The sequence below is a fragment of the Methylobacterium sp. Leaf125 genome, assembly GCF_001423085.1.
GTDB lineage: Bacteria > Pseudomonadota > Alphaproteobacteria > Rhizobiales > Beijerinckiaceae > Methylobacterium.
Genome location: NZ_LMNU01000008.1, coordinates 38,010 through 52,194, shown reverse-complemented (window position 1 = coordinate 52,194; position 14,185 = coordinate 38,010). Strand labels below are relative to the sequence as shown.

Sequence of the window (14,185 nt, the reverse complement as noted above, 5' to 3'; positions counted from 1 at the left end):
CTCAGCGAGCCCGGTAGGGTGGCACGCCGGGATCCGGAAGCCACACGGATTTCGGCGGCTCGCCCGTCTGCCAGAACACGTCGATGGGAATGCCTCCGCGTGGGTACCAGAAGCCGCCGATGCGCAGGTAACGGGGCCCCAGCAGCTCGGTGAGGCGCAGGCCGATCCCCACCGTGCAATCCTCATGGAAAGCTCCATGATTGCGGAAGGCCGTGAGATAGAGCTTGAGCGACTTCGATTCGACGAGCCACTGATCCGGCACGTAGTCGATCACCAGGATCGCGAAATCCGGCTGGCCGGTGACTGGGCAGAGTGAGGTGAATTCCGGCACGGTGAAGCGGGCAAGATAGTCGGTGCCCGGATGGGGGTTCGGCACCCGGTCGAGGCGGGCCTCGTCCGGGCTGCCCGGCAGGGGGGTCATCTGGCCAAGTTGCAGGCTCTCGGCGCCTGAAGGCGGTAGCGTCATGGGCAAAATCTTCCGAAGACGGGGAGCGAACCGCGTCGCAGGCATCAGGCTTTATGACGAAATCCAACCATTTCGCCAGCCATGTGCCCCCGGCGAGTGGCAGGCGCGGGGTCCGCGTGCCATATGGGGGATATGAGCGACGATAACACGGCTACCTACCCCTACACCCTGGAGATCCAGCCGCCCAAGGCGCCGGGCAGTCCATACCAGTGGGCGATTCGCCGGAAGGGAAAGCTGATTCAGCGTTCCGACCGCAATCATCCCACTGAGGCCAAGGCGCGCGAGAACGGGATGGCCCAGATTGAACTGCTGCTGTCGGGCGCTGGAGACCGCTGACGCGATCCGGCCTGGACTAGGTTCAGAGAATCTGTCGGCCTGAAGGCGACCGGTTACTGAGGGCGCTTGCCGGACGCGAGGCGTTGGCGGATAAGCCTCGGCGGGATCACCCCATCCCCGAGGTGGCTTCATGGCTGCCTCCAGGAGGGACCCGGCCTCACACGATTGAGGCCTCGACAAGCCGAAACGTCCGGAAGGCGCCTGCATGACCGCGATCACCAACATCGCCGCCCGTGAGATCCTCGACAGCCGAGGCAACCCGACCATTGAGGTCGACGTGCTGCTCGAGGACGGCTCCTTCGGCCGCGCAGCCGTGCCCTCGGGGGCGTCCACCGGTGCGCACGAGGCGATGGAGCTTCGCGACGGCGACAAGGGTCGCTACGGCGGCAAGGGCGTGCGCAAGGCGGTCAATGCCGTGCAATCCGACATCCTCGACGCGATCGGCGGCATGGATGCCGAGGACCAGATCGCCATCGACGAGGCGATGATCGAGCTCGACGGTACCCCGAACAAGAGCCGCCTCGGCGCCAACGCGATTCTTGGCGTCTCGCTCGCGGTCGCCAAGGCCGCTGCCGAGACCGCCGGCCTGCCGCTCTATCGCTACATCGGCGGAACGCAGGGCCGGGTACTCCCCGTGCCGATGATGAACATCATCAACGGCGGGGCGCATGCCGACAACCCGATCGATTTCCAGGAATTCATGATCATGCCGGTGGGCGCGTCCTCGCTCGCCGAGGCCGTGCGCATGGGCGCCGAGGTGTTCCACACCCTGAAGGGCGCCCTGAAGAAGGCGGGCCACAACACCAACGTCGGCGACGAGGGTGGCTTTGCCCCGAACCTGCCCTCAGCCGAGGCCGCCCTCGACTTCGTGATGCAATCGATCCAGGCCGCTGGCTTCAAGCCCGGCACCGACATGGTCCTGGCCCTGGACTGCGCCGCCACGGAGTTCTTCAAGGACGGCGCCTACCATTATGAGGGTGAGGGTCAGACGCGCGATATCGAGGCGCAGGTCGCCTACCTCGCTGGCCTCGTCGATGCCTACCCGATCCTGTCGATCGAGGACGGCATGTCCGAGGACGACTGGGAGGGCTGGAAGCTGCTCACCGACCGGGTCGGCGATCGCTGCCAGCTGGTGGGTGACGACCTGTTCGTGACCAACGTGACGCGCCTGTCGCGGGGCATCGCCGAGCAGACCGGGAATTCGATCCTCGTAAAGGTCAATCAGATCGGGTCGCTGACTGAGACGCTGGCGGCCGTCGATATGGCCCAGCGCGCCGGCTACACCGCCGTGATGTCGCACCGTTCCGGCGAGACCGAGGACTCGACCATCGCCGACCTCGCGGTCGCGACAAACTGCGGACAGATCAAGACCGGCTCGCTCGCCCGCTCGGATCGGTTGGCCAAGTACAACCAGCTGATCCGCATCGAGGAGGGCCTTGGCTCGCAGGCGCTCTATGCTGGCCGCAACGCCCTGAAGGCGCTCGCACGCCGCTGAAGCCTGGCGAGCGCGCCTTTAACGCCTCTGAGTGACTCCGACACGGCCGCGAAGCGATTCGCGGCCGTGTTTCGTTACGGGTGCGCCCTATGTCTTGTCTATGTCGACTTTCCAGACCGCGCGCGCCGCGCTGACCGTCTATTACGACGGCGCCTGTCCTCTCTGTGCCGCGGAGATCCGGCTGTACCGGCGCTCCGAGGAGGCCGAGCGCATCGCTTGGGTCGATGTGGGGCCCGAAGGCCCTGCGGAGCTCGGACCGGGCCTCACGCGGGGTGCGGCCCGGGCGCGCTTCCACGTCCGGCGCCCCGATGGCACCCTGGTCTCAGGGGCCGCCGGATTTGCTGCGCTCTGGGCCGTCCTGCCGCGCTGGCGTCTCCTCGCGCGGCTCGCTCGCCTGCCGGGCGTGCTCGGCCTCGGCGAAGTCGCCTACCGCCTCTTCCTGCCATTGCGGCCCTGGATCGCCCGGCGCGTTCGGAGCGGTGGACCACGCTGCGACAAGGCTTGCGGATAGGGCACGCGCGGGCGCAGGAGCAGGGACGGAGCTCACTCCTTCGAGGCGGCGCATGCTCAATCCCATCCAGGCTTTCTGGCTTCGGCCGCGCCTCCTCGTCAGCGTCGGGCTTACCCTGGTGCTCGCCCTCATCCTGCCCTTCGCCGACCTGTCGGTCCGGCTTCTCATCGGTTGGTGCCTCGGGGTTCTCGTCTATTGCGGGCTCATCGTCGGCAAGGCCGTGCGTCAGTCGCAGGATTCCCTTCGCGCCGAGGCCTCGCGCCTCGATGACAGTGCCTTCACCGTCACGCTCTTCGCGATCCTGGCGGCGGCGGCAAGCTTCGGCGCCGTAGCCATGCTGGTTCTCGGAGGAAACGGCAGCGAAGCCTATCGCCTGACCCACCTTGCCCTCGCGGCCGCCACGATGATCTGTGCCTGGCTCTTCGTGCAGGTCGTGTTCACGGTGCATTACGCGCACCTCTACTACGGCGCCGATAGAGACACCTCCCGCGGTGGACTCGACTTCAACGGCGACGAGAACCCGGATTTCTGGGACTTCTTCTACTTCTCCGCCACCATCGGGGCGACGTCCCAGACCTCGGACACCGACATCACCAGCAAGGCGATGCGCCGCATCGCGACGGTGCAGACAATCTACGCCTACTTCTTCAACACCAGCGTCCTGGCACTTGCGATCAACATGGCGGCAGGCGTCGCCCAGCATTGAGCGCGCCGGCGGCGACGAAACATCAGGGCGCGGCCTCCAGGGCTTCCCGGGCGTCCGCGTGATCGTCCACCGTAGCCTCCGGTGCCTCCTGCAGGTGCGGAGCCCGATCGCTGCGGCACAGGCTGATGAGGATCGGGAAATGGTCGGATTGAATATGGCTCAGGCGCTCGATCCGGCCGAGCAGGAAGTCGTCGCTGAAGAAGATATGATCCAGAGGCCAGCGCAGCAGTGGCCATTTCGCGTTGAAGGTCGGATAGAGACCGCGTCCGATACGCGGATCGAGGAGTCCGCTGATCCGCTGGAAGAGGTCGTTGGTCTTGGACCAGGCGACGTCGTTGAGATCGCCCGCCACCACCGCGGGACGCCCCTCCGCCTTCACCTCGCGGGCCACCAGGACGAGCTCGGCATCGCGCGCGGCGCTGCTCTGGCCGGGATGGGGCGGGCGCGGATGCACGCCGAAGAACGTGAAGGTCTCGCCGGTGCGCAGGGTCACGCCCGTGCGGACGGAGGGGACGTCGTCCTGCAGGAGGAAGCGGACCTGCGGCTCGGTCAGGGGGAGCTTCGAATAGAACATCAGCCCGTAGGTGTTGCCCTGAGGCTGGGCCAGCACATGGGGATAACGGGCCCTGAGGGGCTCGAGCGCCTGCGCCCAGGCCAGATCTGTCTCGACCAGCAGCAGCAGGTCGGGATCCTGCGCGGCGATGAGATCGAGGATCGGCGCGTAGGCACGATTGGACTCGAGCACGTTGGCGATCATGATCGATACGCCGGACGTGGAGCGGCAGGCGCCGTTCTCCGCGGCCACGGCCTGCGGCGAGACCAGACGCGTGAACGGGTAGATGCAGAACAGCTGGTAGGCTAGGGCTGCCACGAGGCCCGCGGCGAGCGTCAGCCCCGCGGCATCGCGGGCGACGAGCAGCAGGCTCAGGATCACCGGCACGATCAGGGCCGCTATCTGCAGTCGCGGGAAATCGAAGGTGCGGATGAAGCCGGAATTGCTGGGAACGAACGGCAGCAGCGTCGCCGCCACCAGAAGCACGCCGAAGGCCTTCAGGCCGAGTGCCATCCATGTCCCCGCCACACTTCACCTCTCGCGCCGACGCCGGCACGTCGTGGCCAAGCGTTGCGGAACGTCCCAGGTTCGGAATGGTGCCAGCATGACCTGCCGGGAGGCTGGACATGGAGCCTGACGCAGAGGCGACCGCCGCAGCGCGCGCGCGGGTCGACGTACTCCTCGCCCGCCTCGGCTCCGCAGCCTTCACGGGCTTTTTCGATGGTGAAGCCCGCGACCTGGGCGGCCTGCCCCTGGGGCGGGAAGCCCTGGCGGCCCGGCTCGGCGAGGCCCTGGACCCACCGGCTTGGTGGGACCCGAAGCAGGCGGGTTTTGCCCTCGCGGGAGCGGATCTCACCGATGCGCACCTGGAGGACACGGATCTCAGCGGCGCCAATCTTGCGGGAGCCAATCTCGCGGGAGCCCTCGGACGCTCCGCGCGCTTCGCCGGTGCCACGGTGGAGGAAGCGAACTTCGCCGGCGCCGATCTCAGCGGCGCCCGCTTCACGGGCATTGCCGGCGGCGAGGCCAACTTCGACGACGCCATGTTGGAGGATGCCCATTTCGGGGGGGCTGCGATGCGCTTCGCCAAGCTCCGCCGGGCACTTCTCGACGGCGCCAATTTCGATGGTGCAGACCTCTGGGGCGCCGACTTCACCGATGCGGATGCCGACTACACGCATTTCCGCGGCGCTCGCCTGGACGAGGTCAAGCTCGTGGGCGTCAACCTCACCTACGCGGATTTCGAGGGCGCCAGCCTGAAGAAGACCCAGCTGAGCGGGTCACGCCTGCGAGGCGCCAATCTCACCGGGGTGAAGCTCGATGGGGCTGATCTGTCCGGGGCTGACCTGTCCGAGACCAGCCTGGTGCGGCTCAATCTTTCCACCTGCGACTTGCGCCATGCTCGCTTCGCCGGAGCTTGGCTCAACGGCACCCGGATGCGGGTGGACCAACTCGGCGGCGCGGTGGGCGAGGAGATCGCCCGGGACTACGTCGCCGCGCAGGCGAGCTACCTCGCCCTGGAACAGAACTTCAAGAGCATCGGCAGCCAGGATGCGGCGAGTTGGGCCTATAAGCGCGGCCGCCGGATGGGCCGGTTCCACGCGGGGGCCCAGGCCCGGACGGCCTGGGAGAAACGCGTGGGCCCGGACCTTGCCCGCCACGGCTATCAATGGGTTGCGGATCGCTTCGTGGAGTGGCTCTGCGACTATGGCGAGAGCCTGTCGCGCATCGCCCGCGCCTTCGTCATTCTGATCTTCGTCTTCGCGGTTCTCTATGGCTTGACCGGCGGCCTGATCCCGGAAGGGGGCGACGGACGGGCGACCTACAACCCCCTCGATCTGGTGAGCTACAGCGCCCTCAACATGATGACCGCCAATCCTCCCGAGATCGGCGTGAAGCCGGTCGGCCGCGTCACCAATCTCTTGGTGGGCATCGAAGGCGCGGCCGGCATCATCCTGATGGGCCTGTTCGGCTTCGTTCTCGGCAATCGGCTGCGGCGCTGATCGACCAACCCCGATCGACCGTTCTCCCGCCATGACCTCGCTCGCCGCACGCCTCGCCGGACTCTACGAAGGAGATACCGACGGGGCGCATCGCTTCCGCTACGGCCTCCTCGTCTTCGACGTGGCCACCGTCGCCTACGTCGTGGTGACCTCATTCCTGCCGCGGTACCCCTGGATCGAGGGAATCGACGTCGTCCTCGGCCTCGTCGTCCTCCTCGACTTCCTGGCGCGCCTCGCGATCAGCCGGAACCGGGCGCAGGAATTCCTGCACCTCTCCACCTGGGCCGACATCGCCGCGGTGGTGTCGTTCCTCGCGCCGGTCGTGGGGGAGGGGGTCGGCTTTCTGCGCATTCTCCGGACCCTCCGCCTCCTGCGCACCTATCAGCTCCTCGATCGCCTCCGCGCCGACAGCACGGTCTTTCGCGCCAACGAGGATGCGATCCTGGCCGCCACCAACCTCGCGGTCTTCGTCTTCGTGATGACCGGGATCGTCTACGCCACGCAGCACGGCAGCAATCCGGCGATCGGCAACGCCGTCGATGCGCTTTATTTCACGGTGACGTCGCTCACGACCACCGGTTACGGCGACATCACCCTCCCGGGGCCGACCGGGCGCCTGATCTCGGTCGCCGTCATGATCTTCGGCGTGACGCTGTTTCTGCGTCTCGCACAGGTGCTCTTCCGCCCCCCCAAGGTGCGATTTCCCTGCCCGGCCTGCGGCCTGCAGCGGCACGACAGCGACGCGGTCCACTGCAAGGCCTGCGGCACGCGTCTCGCCATTCCGGACGAAGGTGCCGATTGAGCGCACATCGCACGCGGCGCGGCGAGCTCCAGTATGAACGGAAATGGTGCCGGCGCGTTTGCGAGCGTCGGAGCCGTGATCATGCTCCTCCGATCCCGTCGTACTGGAGCCGGTGCGGAACCCCTTCACCGCCGTGCCCACGTCGGCCCCTCCTCCCGCCCGCCCGGGCGTCAACCCCGTGAACCGCATCGCATGACCAGCGACTACCCGAAGCGTCCCGATCGGGGTTGGCGCAAGCCCCGCGTCCTCGCGGGCCTGCCAAGTTCTCCTCTCGCTCTGGTGCTCATCGGCATCGCGATAGCGGCCGGCATCGGAAACTACCTGGCCGGCGAGGCCAGCCGCAGCGAAGCGGCGCGCCAGCACGCGATCCTCAGCGAGAGCGAACGCCTGCTGTCGAACATGGTCGAGCTCGAGACCGGCATGCGCGGCTTCGTGCTGTTCGGTGAGGACCCCTACCTCGAGCCTTATCAGGCTGCCCAGAACACCATCGACGGGCAGCTCGACACCATCGAGGCCCTGACGAAGCAGACCGATGCCCAGGCGCCCGAGCACATGCGCAACCTGCGCCGATTCGTGGAGGCGAAGCGGAGCTACGCCGCCCACGTCATCGACCTGCGCCGGAACCAGGGCTACGACGCGGCCGTCTCGCTTGCGCGCATGGGCGAGGGCAAGCGCACCATGGACGGGGTGCGGGCGGCCGCCAAAGGTGTCCAAAACCACGCCAACGCCGTCCTTGCCACCAGCGAGGAGCGGGACCGGGTGCTTTCGCTCGTGCTGCTGCTGGTGTCGATCGCCGCGGCCCTGGGTGCGGTTGGCTTGCTCGGGCGCCTCGCCCTGGTGCGCCGTCGCGACGAGCAGCGCACGGCCGCTCTCCTCGACGGCGTCTTCGCCAACGCACCCGTCGGCCTCGGCTTCCTCGACCGTGACCTGACGATCCAGCACATGAACCGGGCGCTCGCCACCATGAATGAGCGCGGCTTCGGCGCCGATCTCGGTGCGCCGATCTGGGCGAACGTGCCGACGCTGCAGGAGCAGCTCATTCCGAAGCTCAAGGCCGCCCGCGACGAGGGCCTGGTGACCACCAACGTCGACGTGGCGGTGCCGACCCCGAGCGCACCACGCGGGGTGCGCCACTTCCAGATGAGCTTCTATCCCCTGCGCGGACGGACCGGCTCGGCGCGCGCCGGCGGCGTCCAAGCCGACGGCGTCGGCCTCGTGGTCTCGGACGAGACCCTTCGCAAGCTCTCCGAGGAGCGCATGCGCCACAGCGAGGAACGCTTCCGCTCCCTCACCGAAGCCACCACCGCCATTGTCTGGACGACCAACCCCGAGGGCGGCTTCGAGGTTACCCCCTCCGAATGGACCCGCTTCACGGGTCAGACGCCGCAGGAGGCCGCTGGAGCCGGCTGGTTGGGCTCGATTCATCCCGACGACCGCGAACGCACCAACGCGGCCTGGCTCCAGGCCCTGGAAACCCTCTCGCCCTACGAGATCGAGCACCGCGTCCGCCGCCAGGACGGGGTGTGGCGGATCATGTCGGCCCGCGCCGTCCCGATCCTGGAAGAGAACGGCAGCATCCGCGAATGGGTCGGCACCCATTCCGACGTCACCGCGCGCAAGGAAGCGGAACTCGCTCTGGAGGCCGCCAAGGAGGCGGCGGAGGAAGCCAACCGCGCCAAGAGCCAGTTCCTGGCCAACATGAGCCACGAGTTGCGGACCCCGCTCTCGGCGGTGATCGGCTATTCCGAGATGCTGCAGGAGGAGATCGAGGATCTCGGCGAGGAGGGGCTCCTCGCCGACATGCGCAAGATCGAGGCGAACGCCCGCCACCTGCTGGGCCTCATCAACGATGTCCTCGACCTCTCGAAGATCGAGGCCGAGCGCATGGAGATCTATGCCGAGGCCTTCCCGGTGGCCGAGACCGTGCGCGACGTCGCCGCCACCGTGGAATCGCTGGTCGACAAGAAGGGCAACAGCCTCGCCCTCGAGATCGCGGACCACCTCGGCGAGGCGCAGACCGACCAGACCAAACTGCGCCAGTGCCTCATCAATCTCCTGAGCAATGCGGCGAAGTTCACGGAAGCCGGGCGCATCACCCTGGCGGTCAACCGCACGGCACGCGAGGGGGCCGACTGGCTCGTCTTCCGCGTGACGGACACCGGTATCGGCATGAATCCGGAGCAGCAGGCCAAGCTGTTCCAGCGCTTCACCCAAGCCGACGCCTCGACCACCCGCCGGTTCGGCGGCACCGGCCTCGGCCTCGCCATCACCCGCGCCTTCGCCGAGATGCTGGGTGGCCGCATCGAGGTGGAGAGCGAGGAGGGCGCTGGAACGACCTTCACCCTGGCGGTGCCCGCGACCTACGTGCCCCCGAACCCGGTCGAGGCGGCTCATCACGACCATGATGCCCTGCACCGGACCGGGGAGGCACGACCGATCGCAGGCGGCCATGTCCTGATCATCGACGACGACTCGGCAACGCGCGACCTCCTCGCGCGCTTCCTGGAACGCGACGGCTTCGCCGTGGCCACGGCGCGTGACGGGCGCGAGGGTCTCGAGCGGGCGCGCGAGCTCAAGCCCCGGGTCATCCTCCTCGACGTCACCATGCCGCGTATGGATGGCTGGTCGGTGCTGCGCACCTTGCGGGCCGACCCGGATCTTGGAGCGACGCCGATCATCATGGTGACGGTGCTCGACGAGCAGAACCTCGCCTTCTCGCTGGGCGCCACCGACTACCTGCAGAAGCCGATCGAGTGGGGCCAGCTCAAGTCGGCCATGGAGCGGTTCAAGCCCTCAGAACACAAGGGCCCGGTGCTGATCATCGACGACGATCCGGATGCCCGCGAGCGACTGTCCGCGATGCTGACGCGCGAGGGTTGGCGTGTCGCCTCCGCCGAGAACGGCGTGGCCGGCCTGGAGGCGACGGCCGCCAAGAAGCCCTGCCTCATCCTCCTCGACCTGATGATGCCGGAGATGGACGGCTTCGGCTTCCTGAGAGCCCTGCGCGAGCGAGCCGAGTGGCGTGATATCCCTGTCGTCGTGCTCACCGCCAAGGACATCACGGCCGATGACCGCAGGCGGCTCGCGGGGCGTGCCGATCGGGTCCTGCAGAAGGGCGGACTGAGCCTCACGGATCTGGCAGAATCCCTGCGGCCGCTGGTGGCCCCCGGGGCCTGACCGCGCCGGGCCGGCCGGCGCGGCGCGCGCGCTTGCCGGCCCCTGCAGGGCAGCCTATAGCCCTGGACCCAGCATGACAGCCGCGCCTCCCAGTTTCCCCCACCGGCACCTGCTCGGGATCGAGGGGCTCTCCCGACCCGACATCGAAATCCTGCTTGACCGAGCGGAGGATGCCGTCGCGCTCTCGCGTCAGGTCGAGAAGAAGCGCACAACCCTGCGCGGTCGCACCCAGATCAACCTGTTCTTCGAGCCCTCGACGCGGACGCAGAGCTCCTTCGAGCTCGCCGGTAAGCGCCTCGGAGCCGATGTGATGAACATGTCGGTCGCCTCGTCCTCGGTGAAGAAGGGCGAGACCCTCATCGACACCGCTGCAACCCTCAACGCCATGCGCCCCGACATCATCGTGGTGCGCCACCACGCGGCAGGCGCCGTGCACCTCCTGGCCCGCAAGGTCGACTGCGCCGTGGTCAATGCCGGCGATGGCGCCCACGAGCACCCCACGCAGGCGCTCCTCGACGCGCTGACCATCCGGCGCAACAAGGGCCGGATCGAAGGCCTGCGGGTCGCGATCTGCGGCGACGTCCTGCACAGCCGCGTGGCCCGTTCGAACCTCATCCTGCTCCAGGCTCTCGGTGCCCGGGTCCGGGTGATCGGCCCCTCGACCCTGCTGCCCACCGGCATCGAGCGCTTCGGAGTCGAGGTCTTCACCGACATGCGCAAGGGTCTGGAGGGCTGCGACATCGTCATGATGCTGCGCCTGCAGCGTGAGCGCATGAACGGCTCCTTCGTGCCCTCCGTGAAGGAGTACTTCCGCTATTTCGGGCTCGATGCCGACAAGCTGCGGCTGGCGGCCTCCGATGCCCTGGTGATGCATCCGGGCCCGATGAACCGCGGCGTCGAGATCTCCTCGGAGATCGCCGACGGAGCGCAGTCGCTCATCCGCGAGCAGGTCGAGATGGGCGTGGCCGTGCGCATGGCGGTGCTGGAAGCCCTGGCGACGCATCTGCCGAACGCGTGAGACGACTGTAGCGTCTGGCCGCCTAGAGGCTGAGCAGCGCCCCCTCCGCTCCCAGCACTTCTTCAGAGAAGACCACCCGCGCGCCATCGAGGCGGGCTTGGCCGCCCGCGACGAGGGCCAAGGCCTGCGGATAAAGCCGGTGCTCCTGCACCAGGATGCGGGCGGCGAGGGCGTCGGCATCGTCGCCAGGCCGGACGGGCACGGCACCCTGCGCGATGATCGGGCCGGCATCGAGTTCGGGCACGACGTAGTGCACGGTGCAGCCATGCAGCCGCACCCCGGCGGCGAGCGCCTGTTCGTGGGTGTGCACACCCTTGAACAGCGGCAGCAGGGAGGGATGGATGTTGATCATCCGCCCGGCCCAGGTCTCGACGAACCCGGCGGTGAAGATCCGCATGAAGCCGGCGAGACACACAAGGTCGATGCCGGCCGCCTCCAATTCGGCGTGCAGCGCGGCATCGAAGGCCTCTCGGCTCGGGTAGGCCTTGTGATCGACGGCACGAGTCGGAATTCCACGCTCGGACGCGTAGGTCAGGCCAGGCGCTTCGGGGCGATTGGATGCCACCAGCACGATCTCGGCGGGGTAATCCGGCGCCTCGGCCGCAGCGATCAGCGACGCCATGTTCGAGCCGCGCCCCGAGATGAGAATCGCGACGCGGGCCTTGCGGCCAACCGAAGCTGACGATGTCGGTAGGGCCGCCATCAGAAGGCGAGCCGGCCTTCGAAGGTCACGGGCTCGGTCCCGCGCGGGGTGATGCGGCCGAGGCGGACCGGGGATGCGCCCCCGAGGTCGAGGGCCTTGGACACCGCGCTCACGCTCTCGGGCGCCACCACCACGACCATGCCGATGCCGCAGTTGAAGGTGCGCAGCATCTCGGATTCGGCGACCGCGCCGACGTCCGACAGCCAGCCGAAGACCGGTGGCGGGATGATCGCGTCGAGGTCGATGCGGATGCCGACGCCGTCGGGCAGCACCCGAGGCAGGTTGTCAGGGAAACCGCCGCCGGTGATGTGGGCGAGCGCCTTGATCCCATCGGTGGTACGCAGGGCTGCCAGCAACGGCTTGACGTAGATCTGGGTCGGCTCCAGCAGGGCTTCGCCGAGGGTCCGGGCAGGCTCGAAGGGCGCAGGATCGTCGTAGGACAGGCCGCTCTTCTCGACGATGCGGCGCACCAGCGAGAAGCCGTTGGAGTGGACCCCCGAGGACGGCAGGCCAAGGACGACGTCGCCGGGCACGATGTTGCCGCGTGGCAGCAGGGTCCCACGCTCGGCCGCCCCGACGCTGAAACCGGCCAGATCGTAGTCGGATCCGTCGTAGAGGCCCGGCATCTCGGCAGTCTCGCCACCGATGAGCGCACAGCCGGCGAGCCGACACCCGGCCGCGATGCCTCGCACGATGTCAGCGCCCACGCCTGGCACCAGCTTGGCGGTGGCGAAATAGTCGAGGAAGAACAACGGCTCGGCGCCCTGCACGATGATGTCGTTGACGCACATGGCCACGAGATCGATGCCGATGGTGTCGTGCCGGTTCGTCTCAATGGCGATCTTGACCTTGGTGCCGACGCCGTCATTGGCCGCCACCAGGATCGGATCCTTGAAACCCGCGGCCTTCAGATCGAACAGGCCGCCGAACCCGCCGATCTCGGCATCGGCCCCCGGCCGGCGGGTGGCACGCACCAGCGGCTTGATCGTCTCGACCATGGCGTTGCCGGCATCGATGTCGACGCCCGCTTCCGCGTAGGTCATTCCGTGTCTGGGCTCGCCGGTCATCCGCGCCGCTCTCCGAAGGTCCGTGTTCCGCGACCTCTAACCGCTCCCGCGCGCCTTCGCGAGTCCGTCCTTGCAGGTCGCACCTAGTGGGTTAGCGGGTATTCGCAGCGAGGTCCCCGGCCTGGGCTCCGCCAGCGGGGCGCGCGAAACGTCGGCATGCGCCCCGCAGCCTTGACCGCGGTCCCTCGCGTTCCCACTGTTGATCCGTGAACGGCGACGTCGCGCACACGACGATTGGGGCAGGGAACGGCCGATGCGCGGCAGGGCGATGATCGGGCTGATGGCCCTCGTGGGCTTCGCCCTCCTGCTCTATCTGCTCGCCGACGTCATGCTGCCCTTCGTGGCGGGCCTCGCGCTGGCCTATCTCCTCGACCCGATCGCGGACCGGCTCGAGCGCCTCGGGCTCGGGCGGCTCTCGGCCTCGCTCCTGATTCTCGCGGTCTTCGTGGTTGGGCTCGTGGTGGTCCTGCTGCTCGTGGTGCCGCTCGCCGCCAACCAGGTCTCCGCCCTCGTGGCGACCCTGCCCGGCATGGTTTCGCGACTGCAGGGGATCCTCGCCGAGCGGGCGGGCCCGCTGCTGCAGCGGGTGGGTGGCGCCGACGTGCTCACCGACCTGCAGTCGCAGGTCGGCACCCTGGTGGGGCAGGGCGGCACCTGGTTCCTGACTTTCCTGAAGTCCTTGTGGTCGGGCAGCCAGGCGCTGATCTCCATTGCGTCGCTCCTCGTCGTCACGCCCGTGGTGGCATTCTACCTTCTCGTCGATTGGGACCGGATGATCGGGACCCTCGATGGCTGGGTACCGCCCCGGCATCGGCCGGTCGTACGGCGCCTCGGGCGTGAGATCGACGGGGCAGTGACGGGGTTCGTCCGCGGGCAGACCCTGGTCTGCCTCATTCTCGGCACCTTCTACGCCGTCGGATTGTTCCTCGTCGGATTGAATTTCGGTGTCCTCATCGGCCTCATCGCGGGCTTCCTCACCTTCATCCCCTATGTTGGGACGCTGACCGGCTTCCTGCTCTCGGTCGGCGTTGCCCTTGCCCAGTTCTGGCCGGGTTCCGACTGGCTGCATATCGGCCTCACCATCGGGGTGTTCGTGGTCGGACAATTCCTCGAAGGCAACATCATCTCACCCAAGCTCGTGGGCGAATCGGTCGGCCTTCATCCGGTCTGGCTCATGTTTGCGCTCCTCGCCTTCGGCTCGCTGTTCGGCTTCCTCGGGCTGTTGCTGGCCGTTCCGGTGGCGGCGTCCATCGGCGTGCTGGTCCGCTTCGTCCTGGAGCGCTACCTCCGAAGTCCGCTCTACTACGCGGACGCACCCGCGCTCCTGTCAAAGCCCGAACCCTGAATG

13 protein-coding genes are annotated in these 14,185 nt (G+C 67.9%); 9 read left to right on the top strand and 4 right to left on the bottom strand.

Translation table 11 applies throughout. The features are described from left to right. Nucleotide 1: 1 nt before the first annotated feature. Entirely contained in the window at nt 2–466 is a 465-nt protein-coding gene (gene queF / locus ASF58_RS10075) for a preQ(1) synthase (RefSeq protein ID WP_055951094.1), read from the bottom strand. 132 nt (nt 467–598) lie between these two features. Here queF and ASF58_RS10070 point away from each other — a divergent pair, with 132 nt between their 5' ends. The 4 genes from ASF58_RS10070 to ASF58_RS10055 all read left to right on the top strand — a co-directional run bounded on the left by ASF58_RS10070 (nt 599) and on the right by ASF58_RS10055 (nt 3,514). Then, nucleotides 599–802 (top strand): hypothetical protein, encoded by a 204-nt coding sequence (locus ASF58_RS10070; protein WP_055951167.1) that lies wholly within the window; start codon nt 599–601, stop codon nt 800–802. A 205-nt stretch (nt 803–1,007) separates the two neighbouring features. Then, the gene (gene eno / locus ASF58_RS10065) at nt 1,008–2,297 is read left to right on the top strand and encodes a phosphopyruvate hydratase (protein WP_055951092.1); all 1,290 of its coding nucleotides are present in this window, start codon (nt 1,008–1,010) and stop codon (nt 2,295–2,297) included. 100 nt (nt 2,298–2,397) lie between these two features. Further along, nucleotides 2,398–2,808, top strand: coding sequence for a DUF393 domain-containing protein (locus tag ASF58_RS10060; RefSeq protein ID WP_055951089.1), 411 nt, complete (start codon nt 2,398–2,400; stop codon nt 2,806–2,808). Between the two features lie 52 nt (nt 2,809–2,860). Then, nucleotides 2,861–3,514 carry a DUF1345 domain-containing protein gene (locus ASF58_RS10055; RefSeq protein WP_055951087.1) on the top strand — a complete coding sequence of 218 codons (654 nt, stop codon included), beginning with the start codon at nt 2,861–2,863 and terminating at the stop codon, nt 3,512–3,514. A 22-nt stretch (nt 3,515–3,536) separates the two neighbouring features. On the opposite strand, the gene ASF58_RS10050 is transcribed toward ASF58_RS10055, so the two are convergent. Next, nucleotides 3,537–4,580, bottom strand: coding sequence for an endonuclease/exonuclease/phosphatase family protein (locus ASF58_RS10050; protein WP_055951085.1), 1,044 nt, complete (start codon nt 4,578–4,580; stop codon nt 3,537–3,539). A gap of 113 nt (nt 4,581–4,693) precedes the next feature. Here ASF58_RS10050 and ASF58_RS10045 point away from each other — a divergent pair, with 113 nt between their 5' ends. The 4 genes from ASF58_RS10045 to ASF58_RS10030 all read left to right on the top strand — a co-directional run bounded on the left by ASF58_RS10045 (nt 4,694) and on the right by ASF58_RS10030 (nt 11,067). After that, nucleotides 4,694–6,070: a pentapeptide repeat-containing protein gene (locus ASF58_RS10045; protein ID WP_055951081.1), complete on the top strand. Its 1,377-nt coding sequence runs from the start codon at nt 4,694–4,696 to the stop codon at nt 6,068–6,070. A 31-nt stretch (nt 6,071–6,101) separates the two neighbouring features. Further along, a complete protein-coding gene (locus tag ASF58_RS10040) occupies nt 6,102–6,872 on the top strand; it encodes a potassium channel family protein (protein ID WP_055951079.1) in 771 nt (256 codons plus the stop codon). 192 nt (nt 6,873–7,064) lie between these two features. Beyond that, a complete protein-coding gene (locus tag ASF58_RS10035; RefSeq protein WP_055951078.1) occupies nt 7,065–10,049 on the top strand; it encodes a response regulator in 2,985 nt (994 codons plus the stop codon). A gap of 73 nt (nt 10,050–10,122) precedes the next feature. Next, the gene (locus ASF58_RS10030) at nt 10,123–11,067 is read left to right on the top strand and encodes an aspartate carbamoyltransferase catalytic subunit (protein ID WP_055951076.1); all 945 of its coding nucleotides are present in this window, start codon (nt 10,123–10,125) and stop codon (nt 11,065–11,067) included. A gap of 22 nt (nt 11,068–11,089) precedes the next feature. Here ASF58_RS10030 and purN read toward each other — a convergent pair whose 3' ends face one another. Both purN and purM read right to left on the bottom strand, forming a co-directional pair. Further along, nucleotides 11,090–11,770 (bottom strand): phosphoribosylglycinamide formyltransferase, encoded by a 681-nt coding sequence (gene purN / locus ASF58_RS10025; protein WP_055951074.1) that lies wholly within the window; start codon nt 11,768–11,770, stop codon nt 11,090–11,092. Beyond that, the gene (gene purM / locus ASF58_RS10020; RefSeq protein WP_055951073.1) at nt 11,770–12,837 is read right to left on the bottom strand and encodes a phosphoribosylformylglycinamidine cyclo-ligase; all 1,068 of its coding nucleotides are present in this window, start codon (nt 12,835–12,837) and stop codon (nt 11,770–11,772) included. Before purM ends, purN begins: the two co-directional genes overlap by 1 nt. A gap of 253 nt (nt 12,838–13,090) precedes the next feature. Here purM and ASF58_RS10015 point away from each other — a divergent pair, with 253 nt between their 5' ends. Next, nucleotides 13,091–14,182: an AI-2E family transporter gene (locus tag ASF58_RS10015; RefSeq protein ID WP_055951071.1), complete on the top strand. Its 1,092-nt coding sequence runs from the start codon at nt 13,091–13,093 to the stop codon at nt 14,180–14,182. Nucleotides 14,183–14,185: the final 3 nt, after the last annotated feature.

What these genes read in the sequence shown, in the direction of transcription:
- ASF58_RS10050 (WP_055951085.1), bottom strand. Translation starts at nt 4,580, where the DNA reads ATGGCACTCGGCCTGAAGGCCTTCGGCGTGCTTCTGGTGGCGGCGACG.
- purN (WP_055951074.1), bottom strand. Translation starts at nt 11,770, where the DNA reads ATGGCGGCCCTACCGACATCGTCAGCTTCGGTTGGCCGCAAGGCCCGC.
- eno (WP_055951092.1), top strand. Translation starts at nt 1,008, where the DNA reads ATGACCGCGATCACCAACATCGCCGCCCGTGAGATCCTCGACAGCCGA.
- ASF58_RS10055 (WP_055951087.1), top strand. Translation starts at nt 2,861, where the DNA reads ATGCTCAATCCCATCCAGGCTTTCTGGCTTCGGCCGCGCCTCCTCGTC.
- ASF58_RS10070 (WP_055951167.1), top strand. Translation starts at nt 599, where the DNA reads ATGAGCGACGATAACACGGCTACCTACCCCTACACCCTGGAGATCCAG.
- ASF58_RS10030 (WP_055951076.1), top strand. Translation starts at nt 10,123, where the DNA reads ATGACAGCCGCGCCTCCCAGTTTCCCCCACCGGCACCTGCTCGGGATC.
- ASF58_RS10035 (WP_055951078.1), top strand. Translation starts at nt 7,065, where the DNA reads ATGACCAGCGACTACCCGAAGCGTCCCGATCGGGGTTGGCGCAAGCCC.
- ASF58_RS10045 (WP_055951081.1), top strand. Translation starts at nt 4,694, where the DNA reads ATGGAGCCTGACGCAGAGGCGACCGCCGCAGCGCGCGCGCGGGTCGAC.
- queF (WP_055951094.1), bottom strand. Translation starts at nt 466, where the DNA reads ATGACGCTACCGCCTTCAGGCGCCGAGAGCCTGCAACTTGGCCAGATG.
- ASF58_RS10040 (WP_055951079.1), top strand. Translation starts at nt 6,102, where the DNA reads ATGACCTCGCTCGCCGCACGCCTCGCCGGACTCTACGAAGGAGATACC.
- ASF58_RS10015 (WP_055951071.1), top strand. Translation starts at nt 13,091, where the DNA reads ATGCGCGGCAGGGCGATGATCGGGCTGATGGCCCTCGTGGGCTTCGCC.
- ASF58_RS10060 (WP_055951089.1), top strand. Translation starts at nt 2,398, where the DNA reads ATGTCGACTTTCCAGACCGCGCGCGCCGCGCTGACCGTCTATTACGAC.
- purM (WP_055951073.1), bottom strand. Translation starts at nt 12,837, where the DNA reads ATGACCGGCGAGCCCAGACACGGAATGACCTACGCGGAAGCGGGCGTC.